The organism is Pseudomonas sp. TH41 (assembly GCF_016650695.1).
Taxonomy (GTDB): Bacteria; Pseudomonadota; Gammaproteobacteria; order Pseudomonadales; family Pseudomonadaceae; genus Aquipseudomonas.
Genome location: NZ_JAEKFH010000005.1, coordinates 581690 through 597028 on the forward strand (window position 1 = coordinate 581690; position 15339 = coordinate 597028).

General features: G+C 56.8%; 10 protein-coding genes. 8 read left to right on the plus strand and 2 right to left on the minus strand.

Going from position 1 to position 15339, the window contains the following annotated elements:
* Nucleotides 1-193 precede the first annotated feature (193 nt).
* A complete protein-coding gene (locus JFU37_RS21185; protein ID WP_201118257.1) occupies nucleotides 194-1603 on the plus strand; it encodes an MATE family efflux transporter in 1410 nt (469 codons plus the stop codon).
* Between the two features lie 163 nt (nucleotides 1604-1766).
* On the opposite strand, the gene tusA is transcribed toward JFU37_RS21185, so the two are convergent.
* Both tusA and rlmM read right to left on the minus strand, forming a co-directional pair.
* The gene (tusA, locus tag JFU37_RS21190; protein ID WP_201118259.1) at nucleotides 1767-2018 is read right to left on the minus strand and encodes a sulfurtransferase TusA; all 252 of its coding nucleotides are present in this window, start codon (nucleotides 2016-2018) and stop codon (nucleotides 1767-1769) included.
* A gap of 161 nt (nucleotides 2019-2179) precedes the next feature.
* Nucleotides 2180-3253: a 23S rRNA (cytidine(2498)-2'-O)-methyltransferase RlmM gene (rlmM, locus tag JFU37_RS21195; RefSeq protein ID WP_201118261.1), complete on the minus strand. Its 1074-nt coding sequence runs from the start codon at nucleotides 3251-3253 to the stop codon at nucleotides 2180-2182.
* Between the two features lie 222 nt (nucleotides 3254-3475).
* Here rlmM and acnA point away from each other — a divergent pair, with 222 nt between their 5' ends.
* The 7 genes from acnA (at nucleotide 3476) to JFU37_RS21230 (ending at nucleotide 15199) form a co-directional block, all read left to right on the plus strand.
* Complete coding sequence (acnA, locus tag JFU37_RS21200; protein WP_201118263.1) at nucleotides 3476-6217, plus strand: aconitate hydratase AcnA; 2742 nt, start codon at nucleotides 3476-3478, stop codon at nucleotides 6215-6217.
* Nucleotides 6218-6779: 562 nt separating this feature from the next.
* Nucleotides 6780-7571, plus strand: coding sequence for a CPBP family intramembrane glutamic endopeptidase (locus JFU37_RS21205; RefSeq protein ID WP_201118265.1), 792 nt, complete (start codon nucleotides 6780-6782; stop codon nucleotides 7569-7571).
* A 240-nt stretch (nucleotides 7572-7811) separates the two neighbouring features.
* Nucleotides 7812-8606 carry an ABC transporter permease gene (locus tag JFU37_RS21210; protein ID WP_201118267.1) on the plus strand — a complete coding sequence of 265 codons (795 nt, stop codon included), beginning with the start codon at nucleotides 7812-7814 and terminating at the stop codon, nucleotides 8604-8606.
* A gap of 13 nt (nucleotides 8607-8619) precedes the next feature.
* Nucleotides 8620-9273, plus strand: a complete 654-nt coding sequence (locus JFU37_RS21215) for an ATP-binding cassette domain-containing protein (protein WP_201118270.1) — start codon at nucleotides 8620-8622, stop codon at nucleotides 9271-9273.
* Nucleotides 9274-9321: 48 nt separating this feature from the next.
* The gene (locus JFU37_RS21220) at nucleotides 9322-10428 is read left to right on the plus strand and encodes an ABC transporter permease (protein ID WP_201118272.1); all 1107 of its coding nucleotides are present in this window, start codon (nucleotides 9322-9324) and stop codon (nucleotides 10426-10428) included.
* A gap of 40 nt (nucleotides 10429-10468) precedes the next feature.
* Complete coding sequence (locus JFU37_RS21225) at nucleotides 10469-11551, plus strand: polysaccharide biosynthesis/export family protein (RefSeq protein WP_201118274.1); 1083 nt, start codon at nucleotides 10469-10471, stop codon at nucleotides 11549-11551.
* Nucleotides 11552-11770: 219 nt separating this feature from the next.
* Nucleotides 11771-15199, plus strand: a complete 3429-nt coding sequence (locus tag JFU37_RS21230; protein ID WP_201118276.1) for an HAD family hydrolase — start codon at nucleotides 11771-11773, stop codon at nucleotides 15197-15199.
* The last annotated feature ends 140 nt before the right edge of the window (nucleotides 15200-15339 follow it).

A 15339-nucleotide genomic window follows, 5' to 3' on the forward strand; every position in this document is an offset into this window, starting at 1 on the left:
GTTTCATAACGGAACCTCAGTGTTGCTGAAGAGCCCAAAAGCGGAGATCAAAAGATCGCAGCCTGCGGCAGCTCCTACAGGGGAATGCGTTGCGTTGGGATTACAAATCGGTAACACAGGTCTTTTCCTGACCGATGCGTCAACGCGTAGAATGCCCCGCCTCGCGCATCAAACTCTTTTGGACGTTTCGCCCTTGAATTCCGTGACTGACCGCCCCGCCGCACTTTCCCTCAACCGCCCGGCCCGGGTTCGCCTGGAGCTTAAAACCCTGCTCGCGCTCGCGCTGCCGATCATGGTGGCGCAGCTTGCCACTACTGCGATGGGCTTCGTCGATGCGGTGATGGCTGGCCGTGTCGGACCGCGTGACCTGGCGGCGGTGGCGCTGGGCAACTCGATCTGGGTCCCGGTGTTCCTGTTGATGACCGGCACCCTGCTGGCCACCACGCCGAAAGTCGCCGAGCGTTTCGGCGCCGGCACCCACAGCGCGATCGGTCCGATTGTCCGTCAAGCGTTGTGGCTGGCCCTGGTGGTGGGATTAATGGCGACCGGCATGCTGTTCAGCGCCGAGCCGATTTTGCATGCCATGAAGGTCGATCCCGAGCTGATCGGCCCCTGCATGCAATACCTGCACGGCATCGCCAGTGGTTTGCCCGCCGTTGCCCTCTACCACGTGCTGCGCTGCTTCAGTGACGGCCTGGGACGCACCCGACCGGCGATGGTGCTGGGCCTGTGCGGGTTGGCGCTGAATATTCCGCTGAACTACATCTTCATTTACGGCCATTTCGGTGTGCCGGCCATGGGCGGTGTCGGTTGCGGCTGGGCCACGGCGATTGTGATGTGGGTGATGGCACTGGGCATGGCCGGTTGGGAACGCTGGGCGCCGGCGTATCAGTCGAGTCAGTTGTTCAGCCGTTTCGACTGGCCGCAGTGGTCAGTGATCAAACGCCTGCTGGGCATCGGCCTGCCGATCGGCATCGCGGTGTTTGCCGAGTCGAGCATCTTCGCCGTGATCGCCCTGCTGATCGGCAGCCTCGGCGCCACCGTGGTGGCCGGGCACCAGATCGCCCTGAACTTCAGCTCGCTGGTGTTCATGATCCCCTACTCCCTTGGCATGGCCGTGACGGTGCGGGTCGGCCAGGCGCTCGGTCGCCAGGAACCGCGTGAAGCGCGTTTCGCCGCCGGGGTCGGCATGGGCACGGCGCTGGCGTACGCCTGTATTTCCGCGAGCATGATGCTGTTGCTGCGCGAGCACATCGCGACCATCTATACCGCGGACCCGACAGTGATTCACGTCGCAGGCATGCTGATTGTGTATTCGGCGCTGTTCCAGTTTTCCGATGCGATCCAGGTGACTGCGGCAGGCGCCTTGCGCGGCTATCAGGACACGCGGGTGACGATGATCCTGACGCTGTTCGCCTACTGGGGCATTGGTTTGCCGGTGGGTTACGCGCTGGGCCTGACGGATTGGTTCGGCACGCCGAGCGGCCCGAGCGGGCTGTGGCAGGGTTTGATCGTGGGCTTGAGTTGCGCGGCGCTCATGCTGTCGATCCGCCTGACGCGCAGTGCACGCAAGCGGATCCGCATCAGCCAGTCGGCGGGTTGACCGCGTAAAATAGAGGCCTGCAATGCAGGTAATGCCGATAAGGAAATTTGTAGGAGCGAGCTTGCTCGCGATGGACGTTAACGATAACGCGTGTTTTCTGAATGAACGCGTCGCCCTCAGGTCCATCGCGAGCAAGCTCGCTCCTACAAGGGTCAGCGTCCGGTTAATTGGACTTTTTGCGGATCCAGTAGAGGTAGGTGCCTGCCTCTTCGTGCTGCGCGACCAGTTCGTGATCGAGAAACACGCAGAACTTGGGAATGTCGCGGCGGGTCGAGGGATCGGTGGCGATCACCTTGAGCAGGCCGCCGGGCACCAGGTCACGGATGTGCTGGTGCAGCATCATCACCGGCTCGGGGCAGTTGAGGCCGGTGGCGTCGAGGGTGCCGTCTACCGGCGTATCAATCATTTCACTCATGATTCACTCCTGAAACTTGCCGGCATTGTCGCGCATTGCCGGGTGTGTCGTACACCGTACCCCTGTAGGAGCTGCCGCAGGCTGCGATCTTTTGATCTTGTTTTTAAGGGCAAGATCAAAAGATCGCAGCCTGCGGCAGCTCCTACAGGGGTACGCGTAAATCAGCGGGACTTGGGTTTCTTTACGTCCAATCGGCGCAGGTGGCAGGTGACTTCCTCTCGGTCGTGATACAGCTGCTTACAGCCAATCTCCACCCGAATCCCGCGCTCCTTGAACCCGTCGGCGATGCGCTCCAGCAAGCGCTTCACTTCCGCGTAACGCTGTTTCATCGGCAACTTGAGGTTGACCACCGCTTCACGGCAATGCCCCTCGCCGATCCATTCTTCGAGCATCGCGGCGTTGCGCGCCGGTTTCTCGACGATGTCGCACACCATCCAGTCCACCGGCTGCTTGGGCTTGAAGGTGAAACCGTCAGCCATCAAGTGTTGCACCAGCCCGGTGTCCATCAGGCTTTCGGCCATCGGGCCATTGTCGATGGCGGTCACCAGCATGCCACGGTTGACCAGTTGCCAGGTCCAGCCGCCGGGCGCGGCGCCGAGGTCGACGCCGGTCATGTCACTGTGCAAGCGCTCGTCCCACTGGTCGCGGGGGATGAAGTGGTGCCAGGCCTCTTCCAGCTTGAGGGTTGAACGGCTCGGAGCCTCACGCGGGAACTTCAAGCGCGGAATTCCCATCGGCCACATTGCCGAATTGTTCGACTCAGCCAGGCCCATGAACACTTCACGGCCGCTTTTGAAGGTCAACAGCAAACGTGGCTTGCTGGCGTCTTCCACCAGCTTGCCAGCCGCCATCAGCGCCTTGCGCAGGTGCACTTCAAATTTTTTGCAAAAATTCGACAGCTCTTTGCCGTCGTTGGTGTCGACCATTTCCAGCCACAGGCTGCCGCACAGGGGGAAGTCAGCCATGTGCGCGAGGATCACGCTGATGCGGTCGGTTTCCGGCAGGTCGATGAAAATCCCGCGCGCCCATTGCCGTGGGAAAATCAGTTGGGCGAAACGCTGGCCACGCATCAGGCGCTCGGCGCCGTCTTCTTCGGTGCAGATAAATTCGGCGCAGGCGCTGGCGGTCTTGGCCTTGGCATAACCGGCCACATTCAGCCGCGCGGCGTGTTCGGAAATCTCGGAACAGACTTCGCCTTCGAAGCCCGGCCGGCAATGCATAAAGAGGGTGTTCATTCTTACTCCTGGGCAGTAGGCGAGAAATTCAGCCACTGCGCGATGCCCAGACTTGCGTTGAAGCAAAGCCTGTCACGAAAACCGGCGCATGATAGCCGAGTTCGGAACCTTGGACTCGGCCATAGAGTCCAGTTATTAGCCTTAATGCCTAAACAGGGCTAGGTTAAAAGCTCTGTTCGTCCCGTCAGTCCGTAGCCGTGCGGACCCAAAGGAGTCATTTCAATGCCGTCCCTCGATAGCCTGAAAACCCTTAAAACCCTGCAAGTCGACGACAAGACCTATCACTATTTCAGCCTGCCGGATGCCGCCAAAAGCCTGGGCGACCTGGACAAGCTGCCGATGTCGTTAAAAGTGCTGCTGGAAAACCTGCTGCGCTGGGAAGACGAAAAAACCGTCACCGGCGCCGACCTCAAGGCGATTGCCGCCTGGCTCAAGGAGCGCCGCTCCGATCGCGAAATCCAGTACCGCCCGGCGCGGGTATTGATGCAAGACTTTACCGGCGTCCCCGCCGTGGTCGACCTGGCCGCGATGCGCGCCGCCATGGCCAAGGCCGGCGGTGACCCGCAGCGCATCAACCCGCTCTCGCCGGTGGACCTGGTGATTGACCACTCAGTGATGGTCGACAAGTTCGGCACTTCAAGTGCCTTCGAACAGAACGTCGACATCGAAATGCAGCGCAATGGCGAGCGTTACGCCTTTCTGCGCTGGGGCCAGAGCGCCTTCGACAACTTCAGCGTGGTGCCACCGGGCACCGGCATTTGCCACCAGGTGAACCTGGAATACCTGGGCCGCACGGTCTGGACCAAGGACGAGGACGGTCGCACCTACGCCTTCCCCGACACCCTGGTCGGCACCGATTCTCACACCACTATGATCAACGGCCTCGGCGTGCTCGGCTGGGGCGTCGGCGGGATTGAGGCGGAAGCGGCGATGCTCGGCCAACCGGTGTCGATGCTGATTCCGGAAGTCATCGGCTTCAAACTCACCGGCAAACTCAAGGAAGGCATCACCGCCACCGACCTGGTGCTGACCGTGACCCAGATGCTGCGCAAGAAAGGCGTGGTCGGCAAATTTGTCGAGTTCTACGGCGATGGCCTCGCGGACCTGCCGCTGGCCGACCGTGCGACTATCGCCAACATGGCCCCGGAATATGGCGCCACCTGCGGCTTCTTCCCGGTGGATGACATCACCCTGGAGTATCTGCGTTTATCCGGTCGCCCCAGTGAAACCGTGAAACTGGTCGAGGCATACAGCAAAGCCCAGGGCTTGTGGCGCCTGCCGGGCAAGGAACCGGCGTTCACCGACAGCCTGGCCCTCGACATGGGCCGCGTCGAAGCCAGCCTCGCCGGGCCGAAACGCCCCCAGGACCGGGTTTCGCTACCGAATGTCGCGCAAGCGTTCAGTGACTTCATCGACCTGCAATTCAAACCCACCAGCAAGGAAGTCGGTCGCCTCGAAAGTGAAGGCGGCGGTGGCGTCGCGGTGGGTAATGCCGACCTGGCCGGTGAAGCCGACTACGAATACGACGGTCAGACCTATCGATTGAAAAACGGCGCGGTGGTGATCGCCGCGATCACCTCCTGCACCAACACCTCTAACCCGAGCGTGATGATGGCAGCAGGGCTGGTGGCGAAGAAAGCGGTGGAAAAAGGCCTCAAGCGCAAACCGTGGGTCAAAAGTTCGCTGGCCCCAGGCTCGAAAGTGGTCACCGACTATTACAAGGCCGCCGGTCTGACCCAGTACCTTGATCAACTCGGTTTCGACCTGGTCGGTTATGGCTGCACCACCTGCATCGGCAATTCCGGCCCCTTGTCGGAACCGATCGAAAAAGCCATTCAGGCAGCCGACCTGACCGTGGCCTCGGTGCTCTCGGGCAACCGCAACTTCGAAGGTCGCGTGCACCCGCTGGTGAAAACCAACTGGCTCGCCTCGCCCCCGCTGGTCGTCGCCTATGCGCTGGCCGGTACGGTGCGCATCGACATCAGCAGCGAGCCTTTGGGGACTGACAAGGAGGGCAACCTGGTGTATCTGCGAGACATCTGGCCGAGCACCAAAGAAATCGCCGACGCGGTGAACCAGGTCAATACCTCGATGTTCCACAAGGAATACGCCGAAGTGTTTGCCGGCGACGCGCAATGGCAAGCGATTGAAGTGCCACAAGCGGCGACTTATGTCTGGCAGGCCGATTCGACTTACATCCAGCACCCACCATTCTTCGATGACATCGGCGGGCCGCCACCGGTGGTCAAGGACGTCGCCGGCGCCAGAGTCCTTGCACTGCTGGGTGATTCGGTGACCACCGATCACATCTCCCCGGCCGGCAACATCAAAGTCGACAGCCCCGCCGGCCAGTACCTGCGCGAGAAAGGCGTGGAATCGCGGGACTTCAATTCTTACGGCTCACGGCGCGGCAACCATCAAGTGATGATGCGCGGCACCTTCGCCAACATCCGCATTCGTAACGAGATGCTCGGCGGCGAAGAAGGCGGGAATACGATCTACATTCCCACCGGGGAGAAAGTGCCGATCTACGACGCAGCCATGCGCTATCAAGCCTCGGGCACGCCGCTGGTGGTGATCGCCGGCCAGGAATACGGCACCGGATCAAGCCGCGACTGGGCGGCCAAGGGCACCAATCTGCTGGGGGTCAAAGCCGTCATCGCCGAAAGCTTCGAGCGGATTCACCGCTCCAATCTAGTGGGCATGGGCGTGCTGCCGTTGCAGTTCAAGCTGGATCAAAACCGCAAGAGCCTGAACCTGACCGGCAAGGAGACCCTGGATATTCTCGGTCTGACCGGCGTCGAGCTGACTCCGCGGATGAACCTGACCCTGGTCATCACGCGTGCAGACGGCAGCCGCGAGAAAGTCGAGGTGCTGTGCCGGATCGATACGCTCAATGAAGTCGAATACTTCAAGTCGGGAGGGATTTTGCACTACGTGTTGCGGCAATTGATTGCCTCATAATCGCGTGCTGACACAGACACCGCCTTCGGGCGTAATACGTTCAGTTAAGCGAATGGCATCCACTGTAGGAGCGAGCTTGCTCGTGTTTACTGGCTAAACGCAGCGTTCTTCAGACCATCGCGAGCAAGCTCGCTCCTACAATTCCTTCACTGAACGGTATTACGCCTTCGGGCGGTGTTTTTGTGGGTGCCACATCCCTGCACTTAAGACTCGCGCTATAGAAAGGACCATAGACTTCACCAAACCGCGACTAGTACTCGGTATCCCCTTCAATCCTGAAATGCTCAACCCAACCATTGAGTGAAGTCACAACAACCATAAGCGCCGCCAGCATCAACAACGTCATTGCAACAACAGGCCAAGTCATCATGCGCAACCCCTGGTTCAGGAAAATCCGGCAGAGCGCCCTTCAAGTTAATGTCAGGCACGTTTAAACATAGTCACAGATTCAGTTCTACGCTTCAGTTAAGGAAAAACGTCAGTATCTATATTGCTGATTCACGGGCATTTCTGCCTGAATGCCTCACATAAAGCGGCCTCGTCAGTCAATCAGGATGACCCCATGCTCGTACTACCGTGGCCGTACCTGACACTGCTCTCCGCCGGCTATGTCCTGGCACTCACTTACGGACAACTGACTGCCCTGGCGAGCATGGCAATCATACTGTTGATGCTCGCCGGTTTTGCCGTCCGGCAACCCGACTACCGTTACGCTCGTTATCTCGGCCATGCACTGTTTGTCCTGCTGGCACTCGCATTGGCAGTGCATGAGTGGCCGGGTTTTTACAACGCCAAGATGATCGACCACGAGCGCTTTACCGAGAACGCCGTCCCCTTTTCGATGAACCTCAACCTGGACAAACCGCTGATTGGCTTCTGGCTGTTACTGGTGTGCCCCTGGATCGTCGACCGCCATCCGTTGCTACCGACACTCAAAGCAAGCGCGGCTGCATTGAGCCTGACGGCATCTGTCACGTTTGGGGCCGCTTGGCTGCTGGGAATCGTCGAGTGGTCACCCAAATGGCCGGATCAGGCGTGGCTGTGGATAAACAACAACCTCCTGCTGGTGACCGTCGTCGAAGAAGCGTTATTTCGCGGCTATATACAGGGCGGCCTGAGCCGATGCTTCAAGTATCGGCCCTACGGTGAACACCTTGCCCTGCTGATCGCCTCGCTCCTGTTCGGGCTGGCCCATTGGGGTGCCGGCTGGGAATGGGTCGTGCTCGCGAGCCTGGCGGGCATTGGTTATGGGCTGGCCTATCGATTCGGCGGACTGGCGGCTGCCATTGCCACCCATTTCGGCTTGAACCTGCTGCACTTCGGTCTGTTTACCTACCCGATGCTGGCAGGGTGAGCGACGGAAAATCAGACCAGACACGCAGACCCTGACCGGTCAACCAACCATCAAATCGCCCTGAATCTTGGCAAAACCAGCTGATTATCGGTAGGGAACTAAGCGGCTTGACTCTTGTCGGCCACACCGTTTAACCTCCCGCCCCACGAATGGAAGCAATCTGTCATACACCGACTGATAGTCCTCTGAAAATGAATTCAAGCAGCGCGTTTATCGCGCTGTTGTGCTGTGCGGTAAATAATGCTCAAGCCTCGCTCCCCCCTGCAAATCAAAAAATCCGTCATTTTTGCCCTGGTGCTGCGTGAAGCGCGTTCGCGTTTTGGCGATCGGCGCATGGGGGCTACCTGGACGCTGATCGAGCCGATTTGCCACCTGCTGATTCTCAGCGTGCTATTTTCCCTGATTCGCGGCCGCACGGTGGCCGGCATCGACTTCCCGGTCTTTGTATTGGTCGGTCTTGCGCCCTTCCTGCTGTTTCGCAACATCGCCATGCGGCTGATGAACAGCCCCAAGGAAAACCGCGCGCTATTTGCCTATAAACAGATCAAGCCCCTCGACACCTTTGTGGCCCGCGTACTGGTGGAGTTCTGCATCTCGGCAAGCGCGTACGCCATTCTGGTGTTTGGCTTCGCCTGGTACGGCTTCGACATGTCCATCAAGTCGCCCATTGAGTGGATGCTGACCATCCTGCTCGGGGTACTGTTCTCCTTTGGCCTGGGCATGCTGTTCTCGCTGATCGCCCATGCCATGCCCAGCAGCAACCTATTTCTGCGAATGATGTTCTTCCCGTTGTATTTCATCTCGGGCGTACTCATTCCCGCCGCCTACCTGCCTCAAGCCATGCTGCCGCTGCTGCTGCTCAATCCGTTCCTGCACCTGCTGGAACTGATTCGCGCCGAAATTTTCCCGCACTACGTACCGGTCGATGGCGTTTCGCTGCATTACGTCATCGCCTTCACCCTGGTTTTGCTATTCGTCTCCCTGGGTACTTATCGGGTTCGTCGACTGCATTTGATCTCCACCAAGAACGGCTAACCGCAGGCTTCCCGTGTTCGAGCTCAGAAATATCACCAAGTCGTACCTGACCCCCAAAGGTCGTCGCCACGTGTTTCGCGACCTGTCGCTGAAGATCCCCGCCGGCAAGAACATCGGCCTGATCGGCCGCAACGGCTCGGGTAAATCGACCCTGATGCGCCTGCTGGGCGGTGCCGATGTGCCGGACTCCGGCACCGTTGCCACCGACAAAAGCATCTCCTGGCCAGTGGGTCTGTCCGGCGGCTTTCAGGGCACCATGACCGGACGCGAGAACATCAAGTTCGTCAGCCGCGTCTACGGCGCAGTCGGTGATGCCATGCGCCAGAAAGTGGCCTACGTCGAAGATTTCGCCGAAATCGGCAGCTGGATCGACGAACCGGTGAAGACCTACTCCTCCGGCATGCGTTCGCGCCTGGCCTTCGGCCTGAGCATGGCCTTCGACTTCGACTACTACCTGATCGACGAAGTGATGTCGGTGGGTGACGCACACTTCAAGCGCAAATGCGCTGACGTGTTCGAGGAACGCCTGCAGAAATCCAAGGTTGTCCTGGTTTCCCACAACATGCCCGAAATCAAAAAGCTCTGTGACGTCGTGCTGCTGGTGCGCGATGGCGGGGTGCAGATCTATGACGATGTCGATGAAGGCATCAAGGCCTACAACACCTGATCGCCCGGACTGTGGCGTGATTGTTTTATTTCAAGGATGCAAGTGCATATGAGCAGTACGGGTAAATTCAAGGGCTGGCGCCTGACACTGGGGCTGATCGTAGTACCCATGGTACTGGCCATCGCCTACTACAGCTTTTTTGCCGTGGACCGCTTCGTCAGCTCCGCGCAAGTGGTGGTTCGTCAGGACGGTAACAACCCGGGCGCACAGCTGCCAGGGCTAAGCATGCTGCTGAACGGAACCAACCCCGCCTCCCGGGAAGAAACCCTGTACCTGCGCGAATACATCGTGTCGATGGACATGATGCAACTGCTGGAAGATCGCCTGCACTGGGTCGAGCAATACAGCAAGCAACGCAACGACCCGTTCTTCTGGCTGGACAAAGACACCGAGCGCGAGGACCTGCTCAAGTACTACCAACGCATGGTCTCCGCCCACTACGACGAGACTACCGGCCTGCTGAAAGTTGAAGTACAAGCCTTCAGCCCGGAACTCGCAGAGCAGATGGTCAAGACCATTCTGGAAGCCAGCGAGCACTTCGTGAACGAAGTCTCACACGGCATCGCCCGCGAGCAGATGCGCTTCGCCCAAGGCGAACTGGAAGGCGCGAAGAAGCACTACACCAAGTGCAAGGAAGAACTGCTGAGCTTCCAGAACCGTAACAAGGTACTGGACGGTAAAAGCTCGGCCTTGGGCCGCGCCAGCATCATCGACACCCTTGAAGGCGAGCACTCCAAAGAGCGCGCCGTGCTCACCCAAATGCTTTACAAGCTTCACGCGGACTCCCCTCAGGTCAAGCAACAACAGCAACGCGTTAGCGCCATTCGTGAACAGCTGAATGCGGAAAAACACATGCTGGTGTCCGCCCCGGATGGTGACCAGCTCAACGTGGTGGCCTCGCGCTTCCAGCAATTGACCCTGGACGCCGGCATCGCCGAAGAAACCTACAAGACCGCCGTCGCTGCACTGGACAACGCCCGCATCGAAGCCAGCAAGAAGATCCGCACCCTGGTCACCGTAGTCAGCCCGAACACCCCGCAGATGGCTCTTTACCCGGAGCGCCTCTACAACCTGGCAACCATCTTCCTGGCCCTGCTGTTGCTCTACGGTATTGCCCGCTTCCTTATTGCATCGATCGAGGATCATCGTGATTAAATCCATTTCCGGCCTGCCCCTTCGCCCCCTGAACTTGAGCATGCGAAACAGCGCTGTTGCGGGTTTGATGCTGGTGACTCTGACGCTGGCAGGTTGCGGCGGTACCCTGTCCGGTGCCGGCCCATACAAAGGCGATATCGAAAACAAAAGCCAAAGCACTGCGTATGACCTGGTGGACATCAACGCCAACACCATCGCACCGTTCATGCGCCCAGCCACCAAACCGGCCAAAGCCAAAATCACCAGCCCACTGGCGCAAAGCGTGCGCCTGATGGGCGGTGACGTGATCAACGTACTGATCACCGACAACGCTCCGGAAGGCAGCGGCCTGTTCGCCCCGCTCTCGACGGGCGGCACCCAACTCAAAGTGCGCATCGACGACAAGGGAATGATCTCCCTGCCGTACGTTGGCCATCAGTTCGTTGCCGGCATGACCCTGATTCAGGTCGAAGACATGATTCGGCAGAAGCTAAAGGGCGTGACCACCGACGTGCAGGCGCACGTTGATCTGGTTGGCGACCTGTCCGGCTCGGTGCTGGTAGCTGGCGCGGTGAAAGCCCCCGGCCGCTTCTCCACACTGCAAGGCCCGCTGACCCTGCTTGATGCCGTTAACCAGGCTGGCGGGCCGCTTCTGGAACCGCACTTGGTCAACGTCACTGTACGCAACGGTGCTCAAGCCAGCACCTTCAACTACGAAGATGTACTGGCCGGTAATAATTTCGTGCTGAAGCCAAATTCGGAAGTGGTTCTGGACCGTGCGCGTCAACGCTTTGTGGCGATGGGTGCTGTGGGCGAGCCAGGCTTGCATGATTTACCAGCGCAAAATTCCAGCCTTCTGGATGCACTGGGCTCGGTGGGCGGGCTGAAAGAAGCTAATGCAAACCCACAGGGTGTATTCGTTTTTCGGATGGGAGAATCCACCCCTACACAAGCTGCCAAACCCATTGTCATGCGTATCGATATGCGTGATCCGGCCGCAATTTTTTACGCCCGCCAGGTCATGCTAAAGCCGGATGACACGATTTATGTCACCAATGCGGCTGTGTATGAGTGGCAAAAAATTATTGGGCCAATCGTACAGACTCTTGTACTCGGTCGAGCTGCGGGCGTGGGCCCGAACTAAGCAAAAAAGACAGAAAGCACTTACGTGACTGCTGCCATCGACCATGTCATGGCGACAATCCAAACCGATATTTACCTACAAGCGGAGTGTTTGTTGGGCCAGTGAATTTTGTACAGCGCTAACAAGTTAAAAGACAGGGATGTCACATACTGGACTTTCTAAAAGCTGACTCAAGGATTGCCCCGGAAAGAACACTCCAGCAGATTTCAAGGAACTTGAATGAACGTCCTTTTCTATCTGGAGCCCGCCATTGAGTTGGGCAACCCTGAATTTCGCTACGCGACACTTCGCAGCTCAATCGTGCCGCAAGTTACTTCACTGCGTGATGCCGGCGTAAGCGTCCACTGCATCGTTAGCCAGGTCATTGCTGAACGTGCATTGCGTGACGGCTACGTCGCGACTATCGGTTCGCTGTCTACCATCGATCCGCTGGATTGGACCGCAGGTGAAAACACCCTTGAGCGCTCGCTAAGACACCAAGCCAACAATTACAAGGATGGCGAGCACGCGCGCCTAGGCGAATTGCTCAAATCCGGTATTCCGGAAGGGTTTGAACCCGACATCATTATCGTCTGGGAATCCCCAATGTCGTTTCTTGGAGAAATCTTTCCCAAGGCGCGAATTATTTATCAGATGCCCGGCTTTTTCTCCCGCCCGCCATTTGCCAATCTTGTCGCGTTTGACACAGGGCTCCTCGGTGATAGCACCTCCCCCACCAATCGCTCTGTCAGCCCAGCAGAAATAGATGCCCTTGAAAGCCTGAGAGACCACGAAGCTCGATTCCTGAACTCCATTGCTCCAACACAAGTAGCAATCAACGACCTTAAACAACGCTTTCGTAGCGTGATCCTGTTGCCATTGCAGATTGATGGCTACTTCATGATCGACTCCGTATTGGGGCGTCGTAGCCAATTCGATGTACTGGTGGACATCATGGGTCGGATACCGGCCAATCAAGCTCTGGTAGTAACAAATTACTGGTCCGGCCAGACCCGAAGTGCAGTTTTGACTGCACAGAACATCAGTTACCTGCGCTCGCGTTTTGAGAATTTTGCCTACTTCGAAAACTTCGACAAAATCCCCTCTGTATCGCAGTTGCTGGTCCCTGAAATGGATGGTGTTATCACTATCTCCTCCTCCCTTGGCTATCAGGCAGCGTTCTGGCAAAAACCTTTGCTGACCCTCGGCGCCAGCCATATCACGCCATTTGCAACCACCAACGACTGGAATGAGTTTTTCGCCCAGGTAACTGCGGGTGATCCGATCGTCCGAGATGATCTGATTATTTCAACGATCAGTGCTAAACATCTCCCCGCTCAAATGCTTGAGGAAGACGGCAAAGGTTATGCAGGCTGGCTTCGAGAAGTCGCCGACCGCCCTGTTGGGGAGTTTCCATGCTGGACTGACAATGAGCCAGTAGCCAAAACCCTATTCGATCTACGACGCGAACCCGAATACCTGAAGCAGCTTGGCTACTTCAACCTGGTACGCGAAGAGTCTTCAATGGATCACTGCCGTGAGCTTTCACAGCAGATTCAACGGCACCCAATCATTTCGTTCGACGTATTCGATACGCTTTTGTACCGACCATTCAAATCTCCTTCAGACATGTTCGAATTCATGTCGGATGAAGTGCGTCAGATTTGCAATCTTCCGTCCCTTGATTTCCGTGCCGCTCGACGCGCCGCAGAAAAAGCTGCTTTCGAGGAGGCTATTGCACGTGGTGACGGCGAGACTCGGATCGATGAAATCTATCAGGCATTCGCAGAACAAACGGGTGTAGGCCAAGAACTGGCAGAGCGAGTTCAACAGCTCGAAATGCAGATGGAAATGGACATCCTTTACCCAAGACTGTCTGGCTTCAAGGCCTTCAATGAGGCCCGCAGTCTGGGCAAGCGAATTATCATCATTTCCGACATGTATCTTCCACGTGACTTCCTAGAGGCCATTCTCAAAAAGAACGGTTATGAAGGTTACGAGCGTTTTTACGTATCGTCTGAAGCCCGCGTCAAGAAACACAACGGAAGACTCTTCGATCACGTTCTTGAAGATCTAAACGTCGATCCAAAGACAATTCTCCACGTTGGGGATAACGTTGCCGCCGACGTGGTGCGGGCCAAAGAACGTGGCATCAAACCATTCCACTTGGTCAAGGCATCTGAAGTATTCGCGGAATGCGACAGCTTCAAGACGCCGTGGTCTCGCGATGAAGAGCGCCACTCCCTGGACTGGAAAATGATTCTTGCTATCGCGGGCAATCGATTCCATGACAACCCGTATTTGCCGCATCGACGCGGTACCCTGTTCTGCGGCGATCCTTGGCGCTTGGGTTACTACGGCCAAGGCCCTATGCTTCTGGGTTACACCAAGTGGCTGATAGAGAAAGCTATTCGCGACGGCGTGCAACGTCTTTACTTCCTGTCTCGCGACGGCTTGATCATGAAGGAAGCGTACGACCGCATTGCCCAGAATTATCCCGACGCCCCAAGTAGTCACTACTTACTCTGCTCGCGCAGAGCCGTGAATCTAGCCAAGGTACGAGATGAACATGGCGTGATGGATCTACTGCAAGTGGATTATGCTCGCACGACCATCGAGCACCTGCTCTCATCTCGTTTTGGTGTTTATCCAGCAAATGTCCCGACTGAAATCCTCTCAAAACACGACCTTACTCTTGAGACGATAGTCACCAACAAAAACCAGGAAATGCTCAAGCCGTTTTTCCTTGACCTGCTTCCACTCATCGTAAGTGCCGCCAGCAAAGAGCGGGCGAATTACCTCGAATACCTTGAAGGAACAGGCCTGCTTGACTCAGGTGAAGTTGCCTTGGTGGATATCGGGTATGCCGGCACTATGCAGGAATCCCTGTATTTGCTGACTGATCGCAAGAAACTGTTTGGTGGTTACTACCTGATGACCTTCCGTCAGGCACTGAAGCGCGTAGATGCTTATGGCATGCCGATCAGAGGGTACCTGGGTGAGTTCGTGGATCGTCACGATACCCACCATCCATTCTGCCGAAACGTTCCACTCTACGAGACACTGTTTAGCAGTGTGGACACGTCATTTGTCCGCATGGATCGTGATTGGAATGGCCGCCTTACCCCGATTTTCATGGAGCGATTTGCAGCCGAGGCAAAACGTGAAGAGGTAGTTCATCGGATCCATAAAGGTGCGCTGAGCTTTATTGAAGAAACAGCGCGCATCTTTGGCAGTCGCTTGAAAAACCTGGATATCGAGCCCGTCAAATCTCTACGCGTGCTAGAGAAGTTCTTCAGTGATCCGCATCCGATAGACGCCAAAATGTTCGCCGGCCTTGTTTTTGAGGATGCTTATGGCGGAGCGGGTCTGAAAAAAATACTGCCAACAGTAGACAAACTGAAAGAACAATGTGTTTGGAAAATGGGCGCCGCTGTATTGCAGCGAGCACAAAGTAAAAATGGGCAACCAAAGGCTACTGAAACCACTATAACAACAAAAACCGCCAGCAAGCTTGAGCAAAGATTGATCCGTTGGGTGGTCAGGAAAACCTCCAATGATCGTAAATTCAAAAAATTTGAACTTACTCCAGTTAAATTTTTTAACGACTCCAAGAGCCCACACGTTCGCCTACTAGGACGACTGTATCTATCCAGATCAGCTGACTGACGAGCGAAATACCGGCATACAGTTCATTACGATTTTATCTGTAATGAACTGTATGCCCTTCCATACAAAACCCAGTAAAAAAGCGCGCTTTCAGAATCTTTTTACTTATCAATAATTTTCATAAGTAACAGGAACTCCAT

Coding starts and splice junctions, on each gene's coding strand:
- tusA (WP_201118259.1), bottom strand. CDS start 2,018: ATGAGTGAAATGATTGATACGCCGGTAGACGGCACCCTCGACGCCACC.
- rlmM (WP_201118261.1), bottom strand. CDS start 3,253: ATGAACACCCTCTTTATGCATTGCCGGCCGGGCTTCGAAGGCGAAGTC.
- acnA (WP_201118263.1), top strand. CDS start 3,476: ATGCCGTCCCTCGATAGCCTGAAAACCCTTAAAACCCTGCAAGTCGAC.
- JFU37_RS21205 (WP_201118265.1), top strand. CDS start 6,780: ATGCTCGTACTACCGTGGCCGTACCTGACACTGCTCTCCGCCGGCTAT.
- JFU37_RS21210 (WP_201118267.1), top strand. CDS start 7,812: ATGCTCAAGCCTCGCTCCCCCCTGCAAATCAAAAAATCCGTCATTTTT.
- JFU37_RS21220 (WP_201118272.1), top strand. CDS start 9,322: ATGAGCAGTACGGGTAAATTCAAGGGCTGGCGCCTGACACTGGGGCTG.
- JFU37_RS21225 (WP_201118274.1), top strand. CDS start 10,469: ATGCGAAACAGCGCTGTTGCGGGTTTGATGCTGGTGACTCTGACGCTG.
- JFU37_RS21230 (WP_201118276.1), top strand. CDS start 11,771: ATGAACGTCCTTTTCTATCTGGAGCCCGCCATTGAGTTGGGCAACCCT.